Raw genomic sequence first — 19,864 nt, 5'->3', positions numbered from 1 at the left:
ATCACTTAAATTGATTAAGATTTGTATCATATGTATAATCTATTTTTTCGAGTTTATACTTAATATCTTCTTCTTTTATATCATAGTAGCTGCATAAACTTGAGATGCTCTCAAATTCATCCCTCAATTTAGTATTTATAAAACTTAATAAAATGTGTGCATCCATAAGTAAAATTTGGTCTTTATCCATTTTTCCCACCTCAATATAAAATAATTTTTTAATTACCTATGATTATATCAATAATATATAAAACTTTTCTATTAAAAAGTTATGAAAATGCAATCATTTGACTATTATAAATATTGTTTTTTAAACCATCTTGTATTACACCATAATATATATCTCTGCTATAGGAATTACAATTCCCAAAAAAGTTAGCAGTAATACTCCAAAGCCAGCAAGTCTTTCCTTTTCAATTTTCCATAGATAAATGCCATAGGAAAAACTGTAATAACAAGCTGCAATAATAATTAAGGATAACATAATTTTCATAAAAATTCACTCCTCCTACTTTATATTAGGCCTTTCCATAATAGGACTGGAATTCAACATAAGTCCAGTTCTCCTTACATTAACTACTACATTTACATTCACCTTTGTTTCTGGATAATGATAAAGCCAATGATAATTTTCCCATTGCTGTATAGTTGGAAAATAGCCTGCAAATTTTTCACCAAATTGAAATATATCAGTTTTATATTCTTTTTTAGTCTTTTCAATAACCTTCTCCACACCATCTTTTATCTCTTCCTGAAGCTGTTTATCCAAGTTTTCAATAAGATTTAAACTTTCATAATTTATTCTGCTGTGAATTGCTCCAATATCAGCTTCAATATTTAAATTTATATCAACCACAGGTTTCCCGTTCTCAAACTTAGCATTAATCTTTGGCGGCCTTCCATTTCTTATGGTTGCTATTATTCCATTACCAGGAGATTTTTTATCCTCTACAGTCATAATACCTTGACGAAATTGCCCCTTAACCATCATCATATACCTTGTTTCATAGGGATTTAAACTTCCCACCATTTTATCTCCATTAAATAGTGCACTGCCTACAAATTCCCTTTTAGCGTTTCCAATTCTTGGAACGTCGCCTGGCTTTATATCTTTTTCTATAACCAATTGAGATTTTCTCTTACCATCTTCTAGCTGTATATTCTTGCCTTCATTTAATCCAGCATAAATTGCAACAGAATTACCGTAGCTAGAAAGTATATCCCTATAAAAATTATGAAAATTTTCTGGAGGAAAAAATCCAGTATTTTTTGATTGTACCATCATTTGTTCTATATATTTTGTAAGACTTGTTCCTATTATAGTTTTATTCTCCTGCATAAAGGCTGCTGCCGTTCCTTTAGTAACTATAACAAACATGGTCCTTCTTACTCCACGAAATCTTGCAAGAGGAGAAAGAAATGCTCCTATTCCCTCCCTTGCAAAGTCTTCCGAAATTACAAGCATTTTTGTGTGAATTAATGAAATTCGGCGAGATATTACCATATTCATTAAATTTATACATTCAAGCATTGAAGGACCTTCAATTGACTGTAATTGCCCTGTACTTCCTTTACCACCTGCCATTGAACCTTTATCTTCTCCGTTCATTTGCATATAAGCTGGATATTGTATTGTTACCATAACTTTATTATTAATACCTTTATCAAGCCCAATTACCACGGTATATACATTATCATCCACTTCTGAAGAGTCTTTACATCCTGTTAACAATAAGCTTAAGAGTGTTAAAATAGCTAAACCAATAGAAATTACTTTACGCATTATTTTTTCCCCCTTTTTTTCTTAATACCAATGATATTATTAGTACTAAAATAGGTATACCAAAGACAATGTAACAGCTATACTGTCTGATAAACAGCAAATTTATATTTATCAATTCTGAAACATTCTTAGGTTGAAGTGCTATAACATACATTAAAAATGCAAATGGAAACAGTAAAGGCTTGTGATCTTTTATATCAAAACTCTGGCAATAGGTTTTTATTGACATATAAAATGCAGTTGATGTAGTCAGTAATGAAGCTGTCACCCAGATAAAGAGGAATATGGATTCTATTCTTTGTACATATCTGCTATAATATATTGTTCTAGATAGTTGAAACATTCCAGATAAGTTTTCACTTCCCATAGTATATTGATAAGTAGTTATGTAGCATGCGAAACAAACACTAAATATAATCCCTGAAAGCATTAAGCTTATAACTCCAATTTTTCTAAAATCCTTTATACTGTAGATAGAGGTAATAACTATTGCAAGTGATAAAACTTCTTCGTAAGCAGCACTTCTAAGGACTCCTACATAAAGAGATTTCTTAAAACCATAACCAAAATAAGGCTTAAAATAGTTAAAATTATAATATGGAGCTGCCATAATTAAAATAACAATCAGTCCAAATATGATAAAATAAAAGCTTATGTTTGAAATTCTCACAATGCTCTCAATTCCTTTATAGGCAATTAACATAGAAACAGCTATAAAACTTATAATTATGGCACTAGGTGGTGTATCTGGAAAATTATATACCTTTATTACATCGAGAAATTCTCTTAAATTTGAAGCAGCATAAAAAAGTATATATACAGAAAATAGTAATCCGCACAATTTACCTAATACTTTTCCCAGAACAGACTCAAAAATTTTTTCTAAATTTTTTCCAGGAAACCTATTCAATAAAACACATATTGGCAAAAATAAAATTATAGCTGTAATACAGGAAATTAAAGTAACATACCAACAAGCAGTTCCAACCTGTTCAACTACCGCAGCCGGGCTAGTATACAGTATTTTAGAAACTATGATAATAGTTACAAATAAAATTCCATCATATGCACTGAATTTACCACCTTTACTCATTACTATCTCCCTTCTTGTGACTATATTCAGGCTTTTCAGTCGTCCAGCTCCTTGAAATATCAGGCTGCCTTCTTATGTCTAAAGGATTTACATAGTCTGGTCTAAATTCCTGTTTCCAAACAGGTTTTCTTCTTAAAATATCATGACTTTTTCTTGCTTTGGGCACAATAAGTGTCATATAAGGCACTCCAAATGATTTCATATCCATCATTAATATTAATAAAGTTACTGCTAAAAGTGATATTCCATAAAACCCTAAAGTTGCTCCAGCAGCTATAAACATTACTCTCATTATTCTTATTCCAAAAGCAAATGGTATATTAGGCAGTGCAAAGTTTCCAAGTCCAGTTATAGCCACAATAATTATCAATATAGGACTTATTAAGCTTGCTTGAACTGCCGCCTGCCCTAATATTAATGCTCCCACAATACCAATAGTTGTACCAAGAGTACCAGGAACTCTCACGCCTGCTTCTCTTATAAGCTCAAAGGAAGTTTCCATAAGTAAAACTTCAAGTATAGTTGGAAATGGTACGTTTTCTCTTGCAGTACCTATTGCTATTAAAAGTTCAGTAGGTATCATTTCTTGATGAAAATTTGTAACAGCAATGTATAACCCTGGTAGAAGGCTAGCAACAAAAAGTGCAAATATCCTTATAAACCTTAATAATGTTCCATAATAAGGTTTTATATTCATATCTTCTGGAGAATGAAGCATTTCAGTTATAGTAACAGGAACTATTAATGCAAAAGGCTCTCCATCAGAAATTATAGCTATTTTTCCTTCTACAAGATTAGCAGCAGTTCTATCTGGCCTTTCAGTGTTTAAAATAGTTGGCAGCAGCGACTTTGATTCAGTTTCTATAAACTGTTCCAACATTCCATCACCAGAAACAAAATCTGTATTTATGCTACTTATTCTTCTTTTTACTTCTTTTACCAATGCAGGATTTACTAAATCACTTATGTACATTATGGCACAGGGTTTGTTAACTCTTTCTCCAACCTTTAAAAATTCTGTTACAAGATTATTATTTCTCACAATTCTCCTAATTAAAACAGTATTAGTTCTTAAGTTTTCATTAAAAGCTTCTTGAGCTCCACTTATAACACTTTCAACCTGTGGTTTGTCAACTGCCCTTTTTTCATAGCCCTTCGTTTCACAAAAAATATAGTAATTGCAATTATCTACATATACTCCCGTATCCCCTAGAAGCACACCATATATAGCATCCTCCATATTAGTCACCTTTTCAGCTTCATTTGTTTCTATAACACTATTTAGTATGTACTCAACAGTGCACTCTTCCTGATTTATTGATGAGTTATTTCTCAGTAATGGCCTTAAAATATCTCTATTCACAATATTCCTATCTACCATACCGTCAATATATATAATAAATGCTCTTATATTTCCAAATATTTTGAATTCACGAATTTTTATATCCTTATTTAAGGGATAATTAAAGCTTTTCTTCATATATTTTAAGTTATCATCAATATTATTTGGAATGCCACTTTCTTCATTATTTTTATTTTGTGAACTATCATTTTTTGATGCAGCATTCTTTTGTCCGTTAGCATTCTGTTCCTTGCCACTCTGTTTGTCATCCTCTGGAATTAATTCTGGTATATAAAATTGTTCATCATGCTTAGGTTTTTTATATGAAATTTTAGATAATATGCTTGTAATTTTACTATTTTTATTTTTCATTTAATCACCTATAATATTTAATAATTATAGATTATTATTTGTATAATGTGACTTTATATGTATAAAAAAAAGATGACTAAGCAACTTACTACTTAGTCATCTTTTAATTACCTAGCAACGGCCTACTCTTCCACAGAGCCTCTTCTTCTAAGTTAAGTTCAGGACTTTCACACCAAAAACTATTTTTCTCTATTCTTAATAACTTTTATCCATGAAATAATGATATCAAGAACTAATTTAGGATTTCCAGTATTGCAATGACTTGCTGCATTTTCATTCTCAGTAAACATTCTATATGTTAATAATTTTACATTTTTAAGACTATCAATAACATCTTTATATTTTCCTATACGTATTAAATGGTCTTTTTCAGCACCCAATAACATAAAATCCTGTGTAATCTTATCGGCAACATTCCTATATTCATATTTATTTGCTGCCAACATATAATAGATTAAAACTCATATCGCACATACTCATATTCGCAGGGATTGCCAGCCGCTATATATATAGCCCCTTCTCCAGGTACCATGATAAATGATGCAAGTGTTTTTGATGATACTGGAACCATAGTATCAATGTGACGACATATAGAATATGGATTTTGATCATGATCTTCCAAGATTTTCTTAACAATTTCAATATTTATATGTCCATAATGCTGATCCATTAAACTACGAATTCTATCTAAACGATGGTAGCTGTCAGGCTGTAATTGTAGCGCAGTATCCTCTTTCTTAAAACGTTCTATAAGATAATGATTTGAGTGCAGCATCATATCCCTTTCCGGATATAGAAGCTCAAAATCGTTATAAATACTCTCAATACCTAAAATACTCCCATTTGTATCGGCTAAATGATAATACCCAAGACCACGGGCAACTTGTTTAAGAACATTCATGGAATCGTGGATACTTTTCTGCCTCATAACTTTAGAAAGGTAACAGCCCACTGGAATATTAAATGAATAATTTTTACCTATAGTAACATTTGCACACATTCCAATTCCAGCGGATGAAAATATAAATTCACTGGAGTTTGAAAAACTCAATATGAATTGTTGGAGACCATTGGCATGATGAATTTTTAATAAGTCTATTGGTGCTTCAGGAACAAAATCTATATTTTGACCCAGAATGGTTTTTCCATTTTGTGTTGCCTTTCCTGTTGCTGCAAATGAAGTACATAATCCTGAAAGTCCTGAAATATTACCATAATGGAAAGTAAGATCAATAAAGCACTTCTGTGTAAATATTTCTTCCAAACTAAGCCCGGTAGCATCAGCCTGTCCCCGCATTATTTCAATTAGATAAGGGTCAAATTTTTGAACTGATGAAAAAAACTTCATAGCAGTTGAAATGACCTCTTCATTTGATGCTTTGTAATAAAGCATCATACTATTAAAAATGTTTTCTGAAACTTTTAGAATATTCTTTTTACAGCCTTCTCCCCACTGCTTACCAATTTCATAGGGAGTACCCTTGCATTCAATAATTTTGAACTCTTCAACCTTCTTCATTATTTTCTTTCCTTTCATTCTTTAAATGCCGAATATATATGTTCTAATAAATTCTACTCATCTTTTAAATGTGAAATAATTTTAATACGTTATCATGATAGATAGCATGACGCTGTTCATCATTAAGCAAATTAGTTTTATCTAAAGCATCAGCTAATATACTACATCCAATATTCGGTGTATAAGGATAATCACTGCCATATAATAAATGGTCAACATTAACAATTTGTAAAAGAACAGCTAATTGTCTAGGAAGGCAAACTCCAGCTATATCATAATATAAATTTTTTAAAGCATCATAGATATCTATCCTATTTTCCTCTAGCTTTACATTCTCACCAAATGAATGCGGTGCTATTTGAATTGCACCTGCAATCCTGTCAGCAAGTATTGGTAAAAAGGCACCAGCATGTGGAATGATAAATTTAATATCAGGAAATTTCTTTAATGTCCCTTTTAATATCATATTAATTACAGTACGAGTTGTATCAAATAAAAATTCCATCATAGGAATAGGCAAACCTTCCGCAACATTTTCAGGAACACTGCTTGGCTTATTTGGATGGAGAACAACCACAGCTTTGTGTCTGTTTAATTCTTCAAATACAGGATCTAAACAAGGGTTTCCTAGGTAAACTCCTTGAGTGTTAGTAGGCAAAGCAAAACCATCAACATGCAAAATTTCCTTTGCATATTGGATTTCTTCTATACTATCTTCTACATTAGGCAGAGGTAAAGATGCAAACAGACCAAATCGACCAGGATATTTTTTTACAAGTTCTGCTCCATCTTCATTTACTTTTCTAGCTAAGATTTTAGCAGCATTTCTGTCCCCAAAATTAATATGAGGAGATGATATTGATAGCATTGATCTAGATATACCTAGCTGCTCCATTATTTTTAAATGCACTTCCGGATCCCACTTGGGAGTTGGAAATCCATCTGGATTTTTTTCTCCTCTATTTAATAATGCATCTTTATAAGCTTGTGGCAGATAATGTGTATGCATATCAATTTTAGGTATGCCATTTCCTTTATAATTTTTTATTAAATTTTCTACGTTATTTCCCATGTTTTTTTTCCCCCTTATATTTACAAGTTTTATATTTGAAAATCATATAAAAGAATCTATTTATCAAAAGCTTCATTTAGTTTTGTACATACTAAGTTCAAAGCATCACGTGCTTCTTCTAGTGTTTTCTGCATATTGAAAAAGCCATGAATAATTCCATTATATCTTTTAAGACATACTTCTACCCCAGATTCAGACAAACACCGTGCGTAATCTTCTCCTTCATCCCTTAGCGGATCATATTCTGAAGTAATTATGCAGGCAGCAGGAAGATCTTTAAAATTACTGGCAAGTAATGGAGAAGCTAATGGATTTTTAGCATCCTTTAAATCGCTTAAATATTGCTGCATAAACCATTCAATACCTTTTGTTGTAAGTCTATACCCCTCAGCATTCTCTATTCTAGATCTTGGTTTTGTTTCTCCAAATAGATCCAGAACTGCATTAATAATGACTTGATAAACAATTGAAAATTCCCTTTTATCTCTTGAAAGTTGACTGATTACAGCACTAAGGTTACCGCCAGCACTGTCACCTCCAATAGCAATTTTATTAGGATTAATATTTATCTCTTTGGCATTTTCAAATATCCATTTAGTAATGTGATAACACTCTTCTACAGGTTCAGGAAATTTATATTCTGGTGAAAGACCATAATCTATAGATACCACAGCACAGTTTACATTGTTTGTTATCTTTCGGCATATAGAATCATAGCCTTCAATATTTCCAAGCACAAATCCGCCACCATGAATCCAAATAAATACAGGATGAACACCTTCTACTTTTGGATAATATATTCTTATAGGAGTATTTCTTTTAGATGTTTTAATAACACGGTTTACTACAGAACCAACTTCTATTGTTTCTCCTTTAAAATCATCCCAGCTTTTTGCATACCACTCTCTCATTTTATCAATTCCTAAAGAATAAATACTTACAAAATCTTTTTTTAATAATTCCTCAAATTTAGGATTTAGAGACATTGGTCATTCCTTCTTTCTATATATTTTTTAATCAATCTTTGTTACTATTTTCATCAATATTTTGCAATAATTCATCAAAGTTAGCACTTGCAGCTCTTTCAGCCATTAATCTCAAACCATCAAAAACAGTATTTTTAGTTTTTATATCCATTCCATCTGTAATAAAATTTATCCACTTTTCTAAAAGTGAAAATATTTCTTCTTTGCAGCTTCTTCCCTTATCAGTTAAGTAAAGTCTTTTAGACCTTTTATCTGTTTCACACTTTTTTCTGATTAAAAATCCTTTTTTTTCAAGTGACTTTATTGATTTCGCAGTTATTGTCTTATCGATAAATAATATTGAAGACAATTCTTCTTGATTAATACCTTCATTATTGTATAGATTTGATAAAAAAATACATTCTGAATAGCTAATATCAATATCTTTTAAAGCGTTATTTATATACGCTTGAGATTGCCTGTTTAACACTCCTACAAATCTTTCAATATTCATTTTTTCTATGTTCACCTCCTTTTATTAGTTGAATGATTCAACCAAATTATATCACATATAGTTGAATAATTCAACTAATTTATGTTAATTTTTCTCTTTTAATATTTTAAATTTCTTCACTTATAATTCTTTTGATTCTAATTAATGAAACTAGTATAATTCCAAAATGCAATACATGTTTGATTTATCTTCTTCCCTAATTTTTCATCTATCTTAAATCTAACTTCTTTAGCCCTAATTTCTGCATGAAAAAAGAGCCAAGATTTTACTCTCAGCTCTAGTTTTTTGTTTGAATTTTTTCTACAATTTTATTTCTAGCAGAAAGAATGTCCTGTGCCATCTTATAAAAATCTATGTGATTAGTATTTTCTATATATGATTTCCATTCATCTCTAATATTTGAAGCACCCTTAAATGCACCACAAAGTGCACCAACTATGGACCCATTAGTATCTGCATCATCACCAATATTGATTACTGCAGTTAAGCATTCCTCATAGTTTCCACCACCTGCATAGAAAACACCCAGGCTTAAAGGAATAGATTCATAGCTTTTCATGCCAGCTCCAATTAAACGATATAACATTTTAGAAACTTCGTCTAAGCTTTTATCCTTATTTCTATCTACAACCTCCATGGCAAGTTTTATTCTTTCCTCAATAGAGGGTGCTGGTATGTCATATCCATTTTCCTCACCATAATGTGCTCCATAAATTGCTGATTTCATTACTTTATCAATTGAAGCTTTCCCTTCTACAGCACAAGATACTGCTGCTGCTATTGCACAAGTAGAGCCTGCTCCTGGCTTGCTTCCGTGTGATACAATAGCCGATTCAAAGGCATCCTCTGTGGCCATTTTTATATCTTCGTGATGAAAAATTCCTATGGGAGCTGCTCTCATAGCACCACCATTAGTATCTCCAAGCCTCCCTGCCTTAATATAGTCTTCTCCATTAATAATAGAAGTTAAAAATCTTCTTGTACTTGGTCCAATAACTGTTGTTTTAAGCATTTTATTTTTAATTGCCCATTCTCTCATTTTATCTACAAATAATTCTCTATTAAAGCCAGATTTTTCTATTAAAACTGATGCTATAATAATACTTTCTTCAGTGTCATCCGTTATTTCTCCTTCATTTAATGAACCATGTGCTATCTGTTCTGATGACGGTTTGTTGAAGCCTACAATTTTCCCATAGGATTTTTTTATTTGATCAGGTGTCATAAATGATGCAGGCATTCCCATTCCATCGCCTATAGCTGAACCTATTAAAGTTCCATATGCCCTATCAAGCATTGTCAATCTCCTCCTTCATAAGTCTTTCTATGTCTTCCCTACCGTATTTTCCATTTGGTCCTATAAAAGTGGTATTTATAGCACCACATGCACTTCCTATATTTAATATTTCTTCAAATTCCATATCATTCAAAAATCCATAAATACATCCTGCTGCAAAGCTATCTCCTGCTCCTGTAGTATCTATTGATTTTACACTATAAGCTGATCTTTCATATTTTTTGTTTTCTTTATAAGCAGTGACTTCTTTACTTCCATTTTTAATAATTACATATTCTATTTTATTTTTTTCTGCCCAAACACTAAACTCTTCAGTTATATTCAGCTTTATTTTAACTTTTTCTATTTCATTAACATTAGGTATAAAAATATCACATAAATTTAGAGCTGACTGCAGTATTTCTAACTGAATTTTATTTACTAATGGACCTGGATCAAACATAATAGAAGCACCTAGATCCTTAATATCTTTTATAAAGCTTAATATTTCTGCTGCAAAACTTCCTAAAAGATAATATCCTGTTAAATAAACAAATTTAATTTCTGTCATCAAATGACGATTTATAAGTTTGTAAGAAAACTCCTCCTCACATCCCTTATAAGTCATAAAGGTTCTCTCTGATGTACCATCTAAAATCACCAAGCAGTAACCCGTATTTTTATCTTTCTCTACAACTACACAATTTTTATTAATATTAGCTTCCAACAGATATTTTTCTATTATGTTTCCATTTTCATCTCCACCTATAGTAGATACAGGATATGCAGCAACTCCAAGGTTATTCAGTGTAGATGCAACATTTATTGTACAGCCGCCAACTTTGTTAAAGGAATCTGTAATTAAAACATCTTCTCCCCTTAAAGGGTATTTCTCTGTAACAATATATTTATCAACTATTAAACCTCCCATGACAAGTACTTTCTTTACTTTGTCTAACTTCATAAAACCACCTACATTACTCATTTAAAATAATATTACTTGCTTTATCCCAAGTTAAATACACATTATCTCCATTTTTAAACTTTTCTTCTCCAAAGAAATTTTGCAGCTGTACTATCACTTCTTGCCCCATAACATCTACTCTGTATATTGATAGATTGCCTGCATAAGTAATGAATTTTATTACCCCAATTAAAGAAGTTTTATTATCAGGCTTTTCTTTTTCAATACTAATTTTCTCCGGTCTAATTGAAAAAATATAATTTCGATTTAAATTCAGCTTACCTTCTGCTTCTATATTCACATTGTGACCATTTCCCAATTTAACACTGTAAATATCATCGTTAATATCTGTTATTACTCCCTTAAAGAAATTTGACTGTCCTAAAAATCCTGCTACAAAGGAGTTAATTGGCCTTTCATAAATATTATGAGGGGTATCTAGCTGCATAATCTTTCCTTTGTTCATAACAGCTATTTTATCAGACATTGTTAAAGCTTCTTCCTGATCATGTGTAACAAAAATTGTCGTTATCCCAACTTTTTTCTGAATTTGACGTAATTCAACCTGCATATCAACTCTCAATTTTTTATCCAATGCACTTAAACTCTCATCTAATAGCAGTAAACTTGGTTTAATTACCAATGCTCTAGCAAGGGCCACTCTCTGCTGCTGTCCTCCAGATAGCTGCTTAGGTTTTCTCTTTTCAAGACCAGTGAGCTGTACCATTTCTATTGCTTTTGATACTTCTTTTTTAATTTCGCTTTTTGATACCTTTCTCTGCTCAAGTCCATAGGCAATATTTTGTTCAATATTCATATGAGGGAACAATGCATAGCTTTGAAAAACCATTCCTACATTTCTCTTATATACGGGAATCTTATTAATAACTTTATCCTCTATTGTTACCTCCCCTTCATCTGGACTTTCAAAACCTGCCACAATTCTTAAAGTTGTAGTTTTTCCGCAGCCAGAAGGTCCAAGTAAAGACAAAAAGGTTCCCTTTTCAATATTCAAATTTACTTTATCTAAAACTGTGTTGGAATCGTATTTTTTACTTAAACTTTTTATCTGAAAATATGACATTTAAGCTTTCCTCCTAAATATATTCTTAAGAGATGATTTCATAAGCAGAGTAATAAGTATAATTATTATCAATGAAACAGCTAATATAATTGTCGCTACTGCATTAATTTCTGGGGTGAATCCAAATTTAATTGAAGAATATATTTCAATTGGCAAAGTGCTGTTACCTGTAGGAATAAGAAAATAAGAGATAACAAAATTATCGAAGGATATCATAAAAGATAAAAATCCTCCTGCAACAACTGCTGGCAATATGGCAGGCAGAGTTATCCTCCTAAAAGTTGTCCACTCATTTGCTCCAAGGCTGTATGAGGCCTCTTCAATTGACTTATCCATATCCGAAATTCTAGCCCCTATTACCAATGCTGCATAAGGCAGTGAAATAATAACATGTCCAATTATTAATACAAATAGATTTTTATTTAAACCAAGCTTCATCAAAAATAACAATAAAGATAACCCCATAATAATCCAGGGAATTGTCAATGGCATAAGTACTATTGAATTTACAATATTACTTACTTTTTTCCTTCCCTCAGGTATTCCAAGCATCAAGGCAGTTCCTAAAACCACACAAATAATAGCTGTAATAAAGGCAATGTACACACTGTTTGTTGCTGCATTTATAAGCTTTGTATCATTAAAAAGTTCCAAATACCACTCCGTACTGAAGTTAAAAGGAAGTGTGTTATATCTTGATTTGTTAAAGGACATCAATGCCAGTACAATTATTGGTGTATATAAAAATATAAATACCAAAATGGCATAAGTCCATCCAAAAATTTTCTTTTTCATCAATTACACCTCTCTGTTGAACTTGGAAAATATGCCTAAGGATACTAATACCAAAGCAAGAAGTATAAAAGCTATTGCCGCACCAAAATTCCATCCGTATATTTCAAAAAATTGATCTTCAATAATTGTTCCTATAACTGAACCATTTACTCCACCTAATATTCTAGGCTCAACAAAACTTCCAAGACATGGTATGAACACCAGAATAGTTCCAGTCAAAATTCCTACTTTACTCAATGGAAGAGTAATATTTTTAAAGGTATTAAGACTAGTAGCTCCAAGACTTTTGGAAGCTTCTATAATGGAATCATCTAATTTCTCCAAAGACATATAAATTGTAATAACCATGTATGGGAAAAAAATATGAGTAAGCCCAATTATTACTGCTGCCTGTGTAAATAGGATGCCTAAGTTTCCACCTCCAATAATGTGAAGTTTTCTTAAAAATATTTCTAATATTCCTCCATCTCTTAGAAGGTTTACCCAGGAATAAGCACGTACAAGTTCACTTGTCCAAAATGGTATGATAATAAGAAGCAGCATAATGCCTTTTCCTTTTCGCACGATTTTAGCCATAATATAGGCCATAGGATAAGCTACCAATAGACAAATAACAGTTACAATAAGACTTATCTTTATAGTTTTTACTGTTAATTTTATGTACAATCCTTTTGAAAAAAAATCTATATAATTTTGCAATGTAACGCTTGCAGTTTGCCCATCACTTAAAAAACTAAAATAAAGCATTATGAACAATGGTACAATACCAAAGGCAATTAGAATAAAAAGTGCAGGACTCATAAGCAAATATCTCTTCTTCATTTTTCCCCTCCATTCATCTCACTTTTCATCCAATATATAGTTATATAAGGAGAGTTAACTTTTGGTCTAGAAACTCTCCTATAAATAAATTATTTTGCCTTAACTTCTTGCCATAATTCGTTCCAAGCCTTCTTTGTTGCTTCATCATGATAGGATATGAAGTTTAACTTGTTTAACACTGTTTCGCTCATAGAATTGTCCTCAACTAATTTTGGATCAAGAGCAGCTATAGCAAGCTTATTTGTAGGAGCTGGTCCACCTGATTTTGCCCACTTTTGCTGAAACTCCTTACTAGTCATAAAATCTATAAATTTGTAAGCTAAGTCCTGATTAGGTGCACTTTTTACTATAGACCAGTTATCAACCCATCCAATAGCTCCTTCTTTTGGTACAACAAACTTAATTGGCTGTCCTTCTTTTTTCATAGAAGCAGCTTGTCCACTCCACATAACCCCAACAGCTATTTGGTTATTTGCAAATAATTTGGACCACTCATCACCAGTTTTCCAGTAAGTCTTGTTTAATGCTTTTTGTTCAATAAGCTTATTCTTAATTGCATTTAAATCACTTGGGTTATTTGGATTTTGTCCAAGTGCAATAGCAGCAGTCATTACTGCATCATTAAAGTCATCCCTAAATGCAATCTGTCCCTTATACTTTGCATCCCATAAAACATTCACACTATCAACATTTTCTTTAATTGTATTTGTATTGTAAGCTAATGCTGTAGAACCCCAAACCCATGGAACTGCATAAGTCTTTCCATTCATGCTGTTTTCAGGTAAGCTCTTAAACTTATCTACTATATTTTTATAATTTTCTAATTTGCTGATATCTATTGCTTCAAGTAAACCTTCCTTTTCTGCCACTGGAAGTACAGAAGCATTAGGAAGTACCACATCTATTTTACCTTTTCCATCAGTTCTTAACTTTGTTAAAAGCTCCTCTTCTGAAGACATATAAACATGCTGAACTTTACATTTATACTTATCTTCAAATTCCTTCACCACATCTGCTTTATCCGAGCCATAATCCTTCCAATTAACTACCACAAGTGTTTTATCACTATTACTCTTTTGATCTCCACTTGCCTGATTTGATTTTAAACCGCAGCTTGTAAAACCAACTGTTATAAAAGTTGTTAAAACTAGTGCAATTCCTTTCTTTAAAAAACTTTTTCTACTCATTTTTGTTCCTCCTTGGATAAATAAATTACTTCATTGCATTGTTGTATATACATTGGTATTTACAAATGTATCGTGTAGTATATTCTACATATTTTTCTAAATTCCTTCTTTTTAGATATTAATTTTTGAGTTCTTATACCCTTTTTCTTAACTTTTATAGTTTATTACAAACCTACTTACAGTTTTTTCATGCTTTATTATTCTAAACTTTGCAGCATATAATCATGTTTTTCTTCATATATACTGCTGATTATACTATTAGTTTTAATAATAAAAATTTTTTCAATCTATACTAAAATTAAAATAATGCTATTCATTGAATATACACATGGCAAAGAAAAATGAACTTAATAGTAATTTTGTATTTGCTGAATTGCCATAAAGAATAAAACAAAAAACCGCTAAACAATCTTAATTGCTTAACGATTTTTATTAATATTAAAACAACCTGCTCTTCCATTTGACTTTCTCATAAATTACTTAATTATAATTCACTCTATAGATATTCTTTGGGTTGTTTCTTCACTATGTATTATTATCATCATTCATTTTTAACCTTTCCTACTGGTGCTGCATAAATAACAAACTCCTCTTCACCATCAAGCATTAAAAATTTATCTATTATTTCTTGATTATAATCTCCTATTGCACAGGTTCCACAACCTACAGCTTCACATGCTAAATATAAGTTTTCACAAAGATGCCCTGAGTCTTGAAGAATTGTCTTATGAGCAGCTACATCATATCTCCACTCACTTCTATATGGTATACAGCTCCAAATAAATACAACTGCACTACTAGCAATAAACTTTTGGCCAGAAAAAGCTTCTGTTACTTCTTCTTCCATATTATTTTTATCAAACAAAAATACAATTTTATGATCTAATGGCAAGTAACGATATACTCCTTTTTTTAATCCCTCTACCCTGTTTATTACTAAATAAGTTTCAAAAGGATGTCTTGCTCCACCTGAAGGCACTGTTCTAAAAGTTGCAAAATTTACTTTTCCCACAACTTTTTTTACTCCCTGAGTACTCCACAACAAAAATGAAAGTTCTTCTAATGATAGACTTTCTTCCGCATAAACTCTGCTGCTGCTTCTATCCATTATGCAATCGAAAATATCTCTTTTTACTATAACATTCCTATCTACTTTTGGAAGAACAATTATTTCTTCATCTTCTTTCACAGACTTTTGAAGCAGCGGCTGTGGAAGTTTTTGTTTTTGGTCTGTTTCTATATCCTTAAGTAAACTAAACTTTGCTTTTAACAATTCCCTTTGTAATTTAGCTTTATTCATATAAATTACCTTCTTCCTAATTTAAATTTACACCCGTTTTAAGTTTTTATCTTTACACTTACAATATAATTTCTTTACTTTCAACAATTACAGTGCATTTCATGGTCAATAAACATAATGTACTTTCACCAATTATAAAAGAGTATAACATAGATTTAATAATCCTATTAACAAGCTATCTATAAAATATCAAAGTACACACTCCAGCTATTGCAGCACTGCAGGGAATTGTCAGCACCCAAGCCACAAGTATATTTTTTGCAAGATTCCATCTTACAGCTGAAATTCTTTTAGCTGCACCAACACCCATAATAGAAGAAGTAATAATGTGTGTTGTACTAACAGGAGCCCCCATAAAGGTTGCAGTCTGTATAGTAATGGCGGCAGCAGTTTCAGCAGCAAAACCATTTATAGGTTCAAGTTTAATCATATTTACACCCATGGTTTTAATGATTTTCCAGCCACCTGACATAGTTCCAAAGGCCATAGCTGTAGCACAAGCAAGTTTAACTTCCCATAAAACCTGAAAATTTTTTAAAAATCCACCAGCTACTAGTGCTAGTGTTATAATACCCATAGACTTTTGAGCATCATTTGAACCATGGCTGTAGGACATAAGTGCAGCAGATACAACCTGAAGTCTTTTAAAAATTCCACTAGACTTAGCATGACTAGTCTTATGAAAAATCCATATTAGGGCCATCATAAACACGAATCCAATTATCAATCCTGCTATAGGCGAAGTAATAAGGGGAATAATAATTTTATTAAAAAAACCCTTCCACTTGATAACACCAAAATCGAACTTATGAAAGGCTATTGCAGCTCCTATAAGCGCACCTATGAGTGCATGTGAAGAACTGCTTGGTATTCCAAAATACCAGGTAAGCAAATTCCAGGCAATGGCTCCAATTAAAGCCATAGTTATCAGCTCAGGTGTTGCTACGCCTTCCTTCACAATTCCTTTGCCTATAGTTGAAGCTACCTCAGTATTTAACATGGCTCCTACAAAATTTAGTACAGCAGACATCAACAATGCCTGAGAAGGAGTCAATACTTTGGTACCAATTACAGTTGCTATGGCATTAGCAGTGTCATGAAAGCCATTTATATAGTCAAAAGTCAATGCCAATACTATAACAATTATGATAAATGTACTAATCATATTTCATAACAACTCCCCTTATTTCATTTGCAAGCTTTTCACAGGAGTCTATGCTGTCCTCTATATATTTGTATATATCCTTCCATTTTGTTATATAAAGTACATCTGATGGATTTTCAAAAAGTTTCCTAACAGCCTTTCTATATATCTGATCTGCTTCATTCTCAATTGTATTAACATATATTATCTTGTCAATCATAGTAGTGCTCTTATGAAGATTCTTTAATTCAGACACTATACCTACAAGTCCTTCTGTAGCTGTTACAAGTTTATCCAGCATATTCATTGCTTCAGTTGTTGGCTTATCCATGTAATACATATAAAATCTATGTCCCGTTGCATCAATATTATCTGTAACATTGTCTATTTCTCTAGTAATGCTAATTATGTCTTCCCTATCTAGCGGCGTAATAAACATTTTATTTGTATACTCTATAAGTTTGTGAGTAACTGTATCCCCTTCATGCTCAAGTTTGGTTAAATTTGAAAGTCTTTTATCAGGATTACTAAGCTCATCCATAAGAGTACGCAATTCCTTGGCAGCTGAGCTTGAAATTTTTACACCCTCTGTGAAAAGATTAAAAAACATTTCGTCCTTTGGTTTGATGCCAAACATAAAAATTCCTCCTTGGTAAATTAAATAATGTGTGTATTATTTAATAATTTTCCCTAGGATGAGTAGATTATTCTAAAAATGCTATTAAGCATAGAAAGTTACATTTAAATTTCTTAATTGTATTATAAATTCAATAATTATGTAATAATTTAAAAAGAAAATTCATCTATTTCAAATTTACAGTGTACTGGTATAGCTTTTAAAGTACAATAAAAAAACACTATAGGATTCAAATTGATATGCTCTCTTTATAGTAAACAATTAAAGCTGTTCCCATAAAAAGGCATTTTTAATTTGACTCTTACAGTGTTTTTACAAATGATTAGTTTCTAAATTAAATAGTAAAAAATATCTCCTTATCTATCTATAACCTTTTTGTTCCCCATAAATGTCATAAGTTGATCTAAATAGGGATACCCTTCCATGTCCCCTTGTACTAGAGTCGCCATAGCTCCAACTCCATTTCCAAGTTTACCACATTCCTTTAAACTTAAATTTCTTAATATTCCTGATAAAAATCCTGCTGTAAAGCCATCTCCTGCTCCAACAGTATCTACAGGATTTACTTTGTATCCTTCTACATATACTTCATTATCTTTATCTGCTATATAGCATCCATTTTCTCCAAGCTTTACAGAAGCTATTTTACAACCCATCTCTATAAACTTACTTGCTATTTCTTTTTCATTGCTTATACCTAAAAGCATTTCCCCTTCTTCTTTTCCAGGGAATATTATATCTGACATTTTTGCTATTTCCAAAAGTACAGGCTTTGCTTCCTCCAAAGTCCAAAGCTTCAATCTAATATTAGGATCAAAAGAAATAGTAACATTATTTTCTTTAGCTATTGTTAAAACTTCGAAAACTAGATCTCTTACACTTTTTGATAAAGCTGGAGTTATCCCAGTAATATGAATTATTTTAGTCTTTTTTATATAATCCGTATCTAAATCTTCTATAGATAACTTACTTGCTGCTGAATCTTTTCTATAATAGTAAACATTAGGATTTTCACCACTAAATCTTTCTTTGAAAAGAAGTCCTGTATTTGCTTCATTTGTAAATCTTACTCTAGAAACATCCACTCCTTCTCCTCTAATGGTATTCTGAATATATCTTCCGAACTCATCATTTCCCAATTTTGAAAACCATCCAGCTTCATGTCCAAGTCTTGCAAGTGCTATGGCAACATTAGAATCTGCTCCGCCTATTGACTTGTTGAAATTATGAACATATCTTAATGGTCCATTTGACTCTGGATTAAAAAGAAGCATCGTTTCTCCAAAAGTTACTACTTCCATTATAGCTGTACCTCCCTAAAACTTTATTACAAACTATTTCAAAAATTACTTTTCTCTGGCTTTTCTTACTTCTTCAATAAATTTAGCTGCTGTTTCAGTAATTAATTCATAGTTTCCAGTTTTAGCTCCTTTAGTCAAATCTGATCCAGTTCCAACGGCTACTGCTCCTGCCTTTATCCAATCTTTAATGTTATCCAGCTTCACTCCACCAGTTGGCATAAAGTTTCCTTGTGGTATAGGTCCTTTAAAAGAACTTATAATTGAAGGTCCGTATGCATTTCCTGGGAATACTTTCAATATTTCAGCACCATATTCAAGAGCTTCCACTGCTTCTTTAACAGTCATTATTCCTGGCATTATAGGTACTCTATATCTGTTACATAGCTTAATAGTTTCTATATTAAGACATGGGCTTACTATATATCTGGCTCCAGCAAGTATGCAAGCTCTCGCAGTTTCCGGATCAAGAACTGTTCCAGCTCCTATTATTACATCTTCATCTTTATATATATCTGATATCTCTTTTATAATATCGACTGCACCTGGCACAGTCATTGTTATTTCTAAAGCCTTTATTCCACCTTTTTTTACTGCATCTATAACCTTAATACCTTGTTCTTTCGATTCTGCCCTTATTACTGCTACAACCCCAGCTTCAATTATTCTTTGTATAGTTTCAATTCTTTTCACTGCC

At 31.7% G+C, this 19,864-nt stretch carries 21 protein-coding genes; all 21 read right to left on the bottom strand.

Going from position 1 to position 19,864, the window contains the following annotated elements; all coding sequences use genetic code 11:
* Nucleotide 1: 1 nt before the first annotated feature.
* The 21 genes from Q6H37_RS11380 to Q6H37_RS11280 all read right to left on the bottom strand — a co-directional run bounded on the left by Q6H37_RS11380 (nt 2) and on the right by Q6H37_RS11280 (nt 19,860).
* Entirely contained in the window at nt 2–190 is a 189-nt protein-coding gene (locus tag Q6H37_RS11380) for a DUF4250 domain-containing protein (protein WP_318741999.1), read from the bottom strand.
* Between the two features lie 135 nt (nt 191–325).
* Entirely contained in the window at nt 326–493 is a 168-nt protein-coding gene (locus Q6H37_RS11375) for a hypothetical protein (protein ID WP_318741997.1), read from the bottom strand.
* Nucleotides 494–508: 15 nt separating this feature from the next.
* Nucleotides 509–1,783, bottom strand: a complete 1,275-nt coding sequence (locus tag Q6H37_RS11370) for a Ger(x)C family spore germination protein (RefSeq protein ID WP_318741995.1) — start codon at nt 1,781–1,783, stop codon at nt 509–511.
* The gene (locus Q6H37_RS11365; RefSeq protein WP_318741993.1) at nt 1,776–2,876 is read right to left on the bottom strand and encodes an endospore germination permease; all 1,101 of its coding nucleotides are present in this window, start codon (nt 2,874–2,876) and stop codon (nt 1,776–1,778) included. Before Q6H37_RS11365 ends, Q6H37_RS11370 begins: the two co-directional genes overlap by 8 nt.
* Nucleotides 2,869–4,590, bottom strand: a complete 1,722-nt coding sequence (locus Q6H37_RS11360; RefSeq protein WP_318741991.1) for a spore germination protein — start codon at nt 4,588–4,590, stop codon at nt 2,869–2,871. The genes Q6H37_RS11365 and Q6H37_RS11360 overlap by 8 nt, the downstream gene beginning before the upstream one ends.
* Before the next feature lie 179 nt (nt 4,591–4,769).
* Nucleotides 4,770–5,036, bottom strand: a complete 267-nt coding sequence (locus tag Q6H37_RS11355) for a hypothetical protein (protein WP_318741989.1) — start codon at nt 5,034–5,036, stop codon at nt 4,770–4,772.
* Nucleotides 5,037–5,044: 8 nt separating this feature from the next.
* On the bottom strand, nt 5,045–6,109 hold the full coding sequence (locus Q6H37_RS11350) for a C45 family peptidase (protein WP_318741987.1): 1,065 nt from the start codon (nt 6,107–6,109) through the stop codon (nt 5,045–5,047).
* Nucleotides 6,110–6,173: 64 nt separating this feature from the next.
* Nucleotides 6,174–7,181 carry an amidohydrolase family protein gene (locus Q6H37_RS11345; protein WP_318741985.1) on the bottom strand — a complete coding sequence of 336 codons (1,008 nt, stop codon included), beginning with the start codon at nt 7,179–7,181 and terminating at the stop codon, nt 6,174–6,176.
* Between the two features lie 56 nt (nt 7,182–7,237).
* Entirely contained in the window at nt 7,238–8,167 is a 930-nt protein-coding gene (locus Q6H37_RS11340; RefSeq protein ID WP_318741982.1) for an alpha/beta hydrolase, read from the bottom strand.
* 31 nt (nt 8,168–8,198) lie between these two features.
* On the bottom strand, nt 8,199–8,660 hold the full coding sequence (locus Q6H37_RS11335) for a MarR family transcriptional regulator (RefSeq protein WP_318741980.1): 462 nt from the start codon (nt 8,658–8,660) through the stop codon (nt 8,199–8,201).
* A gap of 277 nt (nt 8,661–8,937) precedes the next feature.
* Nucleotides 8,938–9,957 (bottom strand): ADP-ribosylglycohydrolase family protein, encoded by a 1,020-nt coding sequence (locus Q6H37_RS11330; protein ID WP_318741978.1) that lies wholly within the window; start codon nt 9,955–9,957, stop codon nt 8,938–8,940.
* The gene (locus Q6H37_RS11325) at nt 9,950–10,900 is read right to left on the bottom strand and encodes a carbohydrate kinase family protein (protein ID WP_318741975.1); all 951 of its coding nucleotides are present in this window, start codon (nt 10,898–10,900) and stop codon (nt 9,950–9,952) included. Before Q6H37_RS11325 ends, Q6H37_RS11330 begins: the two co-directional genes overlap by 8 nt.
* A gap of 13 nt (nt 10,901–10,913) precedes the next feature.
* Nucleotides 10,914–11,984, bottom strand: a complete 1,071-nt coding sequence (locus tag Q6H37_RS11320; RefSeq protein WP_318741973.1) for an ABC transporter ATP-binding protein — start codon at nt 11,982–11,984, stop codon at nt 10,914–10,916.
* A complete protein-coding gene (locus tag Q6H37_RS11315) occupies nt 11,985–12,779 on the bottom strand; it encodes an ABC transporter permease (RefSeq protein ID WP_318741971.1) in 795 nt (264 codons plus the stop codon).
* Between the two features lie 3 nt (nt 12,780–12,782).
* The gene (locus tag Q6H37_RS11310; protein ID WP_318741969.1) at nt 12,783–13,601 is read right to left on the bottom strand and encodes an ABC transporter permease; all 819 of its coding nucleotides are present in this window, start codon (nt 13,599–13,601) and stop codon (nt 12,783–12,785) included.
* Between the two features lie 89 nt (nt 13,602–13,690).
* On the bottom strand, nt 13,691–14,788 hold the full coding sequence (locus Q6H37_RS11305) for an ABC transporter substrate-binding protein (RefSeq protein WP_318741967.1): 1,098 nt from the start codon (nt 14,786–14,788) through the stop codon (nt 13,691–13,693).
* A 541-nt stretch (nt 14,789–15,329) separates the two neighbouring features.
* Nucleotides 15,330–16,088: a SagB/ThcOx family dehydrogenase gene (locus Q6H37_RS11300; RefSeq protein WP_318741965.1), complete on the bottom strand. Its 759-nt coding sequence runs from the start codon at nt 16,086–16,088 to the stop codon at nt 15,330–15,332.
* Between the two features lie 175 nt (nt 16,089–16,263).
* Nucleotides 16,264–17,253, bottom strand: coding sequence for an inorganic phosphate transporter (locus Q6H37_RS11295; RefSeq protein ID WP_318741963.1), 990 nt, complete (start codon nt 17,251–17,253; stop codon nt 16,264–16,266).
* Complete coding sequence (locus Q6H37_RS11290) at nt 17,246–17,869, bottom strand: DUF47 domain-containing protein (protein WP_318741961.1); 624 nt, start codon at nt 17,867–17,869, stop codon at nt 17,246–17,248. Before Q6H37_RS11290 ends, Q6H37_RS11295 begins: the two co-directional genes overlap by 8 nt.
* A gap of 356 nt (nt 17,870–18,225) precedes the next feature.
* The gene (locus tag Q6H37_RS11285) at nt 18,226–19,170 is read right to left on the bottom strand and encodes a sugar kinase (protein WP_318741959.1); all 945 of its coding nucleotides are present in this window, start codon (nt 19,168–19,170) and stop codon (nt 18,226–18,228) included.
* 45 nt (nt 19,171–19,215) lie between these two features.
* Complete coding sequence (locus Q6H37_RS11280) at nt 19,216–19,860, bottom strand: bifunctional 4-hydroxy-2-oxoglutarate aldolase/2-dehydro-3-deoxy-phosphogluconate aldolase (RefSeq protein ID WP_318741957.1); 645 nt, start codon at nt 19,858–19,860, stop codon at nt 19,216–19,218.
* Between the last annotated feature and the right edge of the window lie 4 nt (nt 19,861–19,864).

Origin of the sequence: Clostridium sp. JS66, from assembly GCF_033561535.1 — a bacterium.
Lineage (GTDB): Bacteria > Bacillota > Clostridia > Clostridiales > Clostridiaceae > Clostridium_AM > Clostridium_AM carboxidivorans.
Note: the sequence above shows the minus strand (reverse complement) of the source record. Positions and strands in the feature narration are given on the sequence as shown.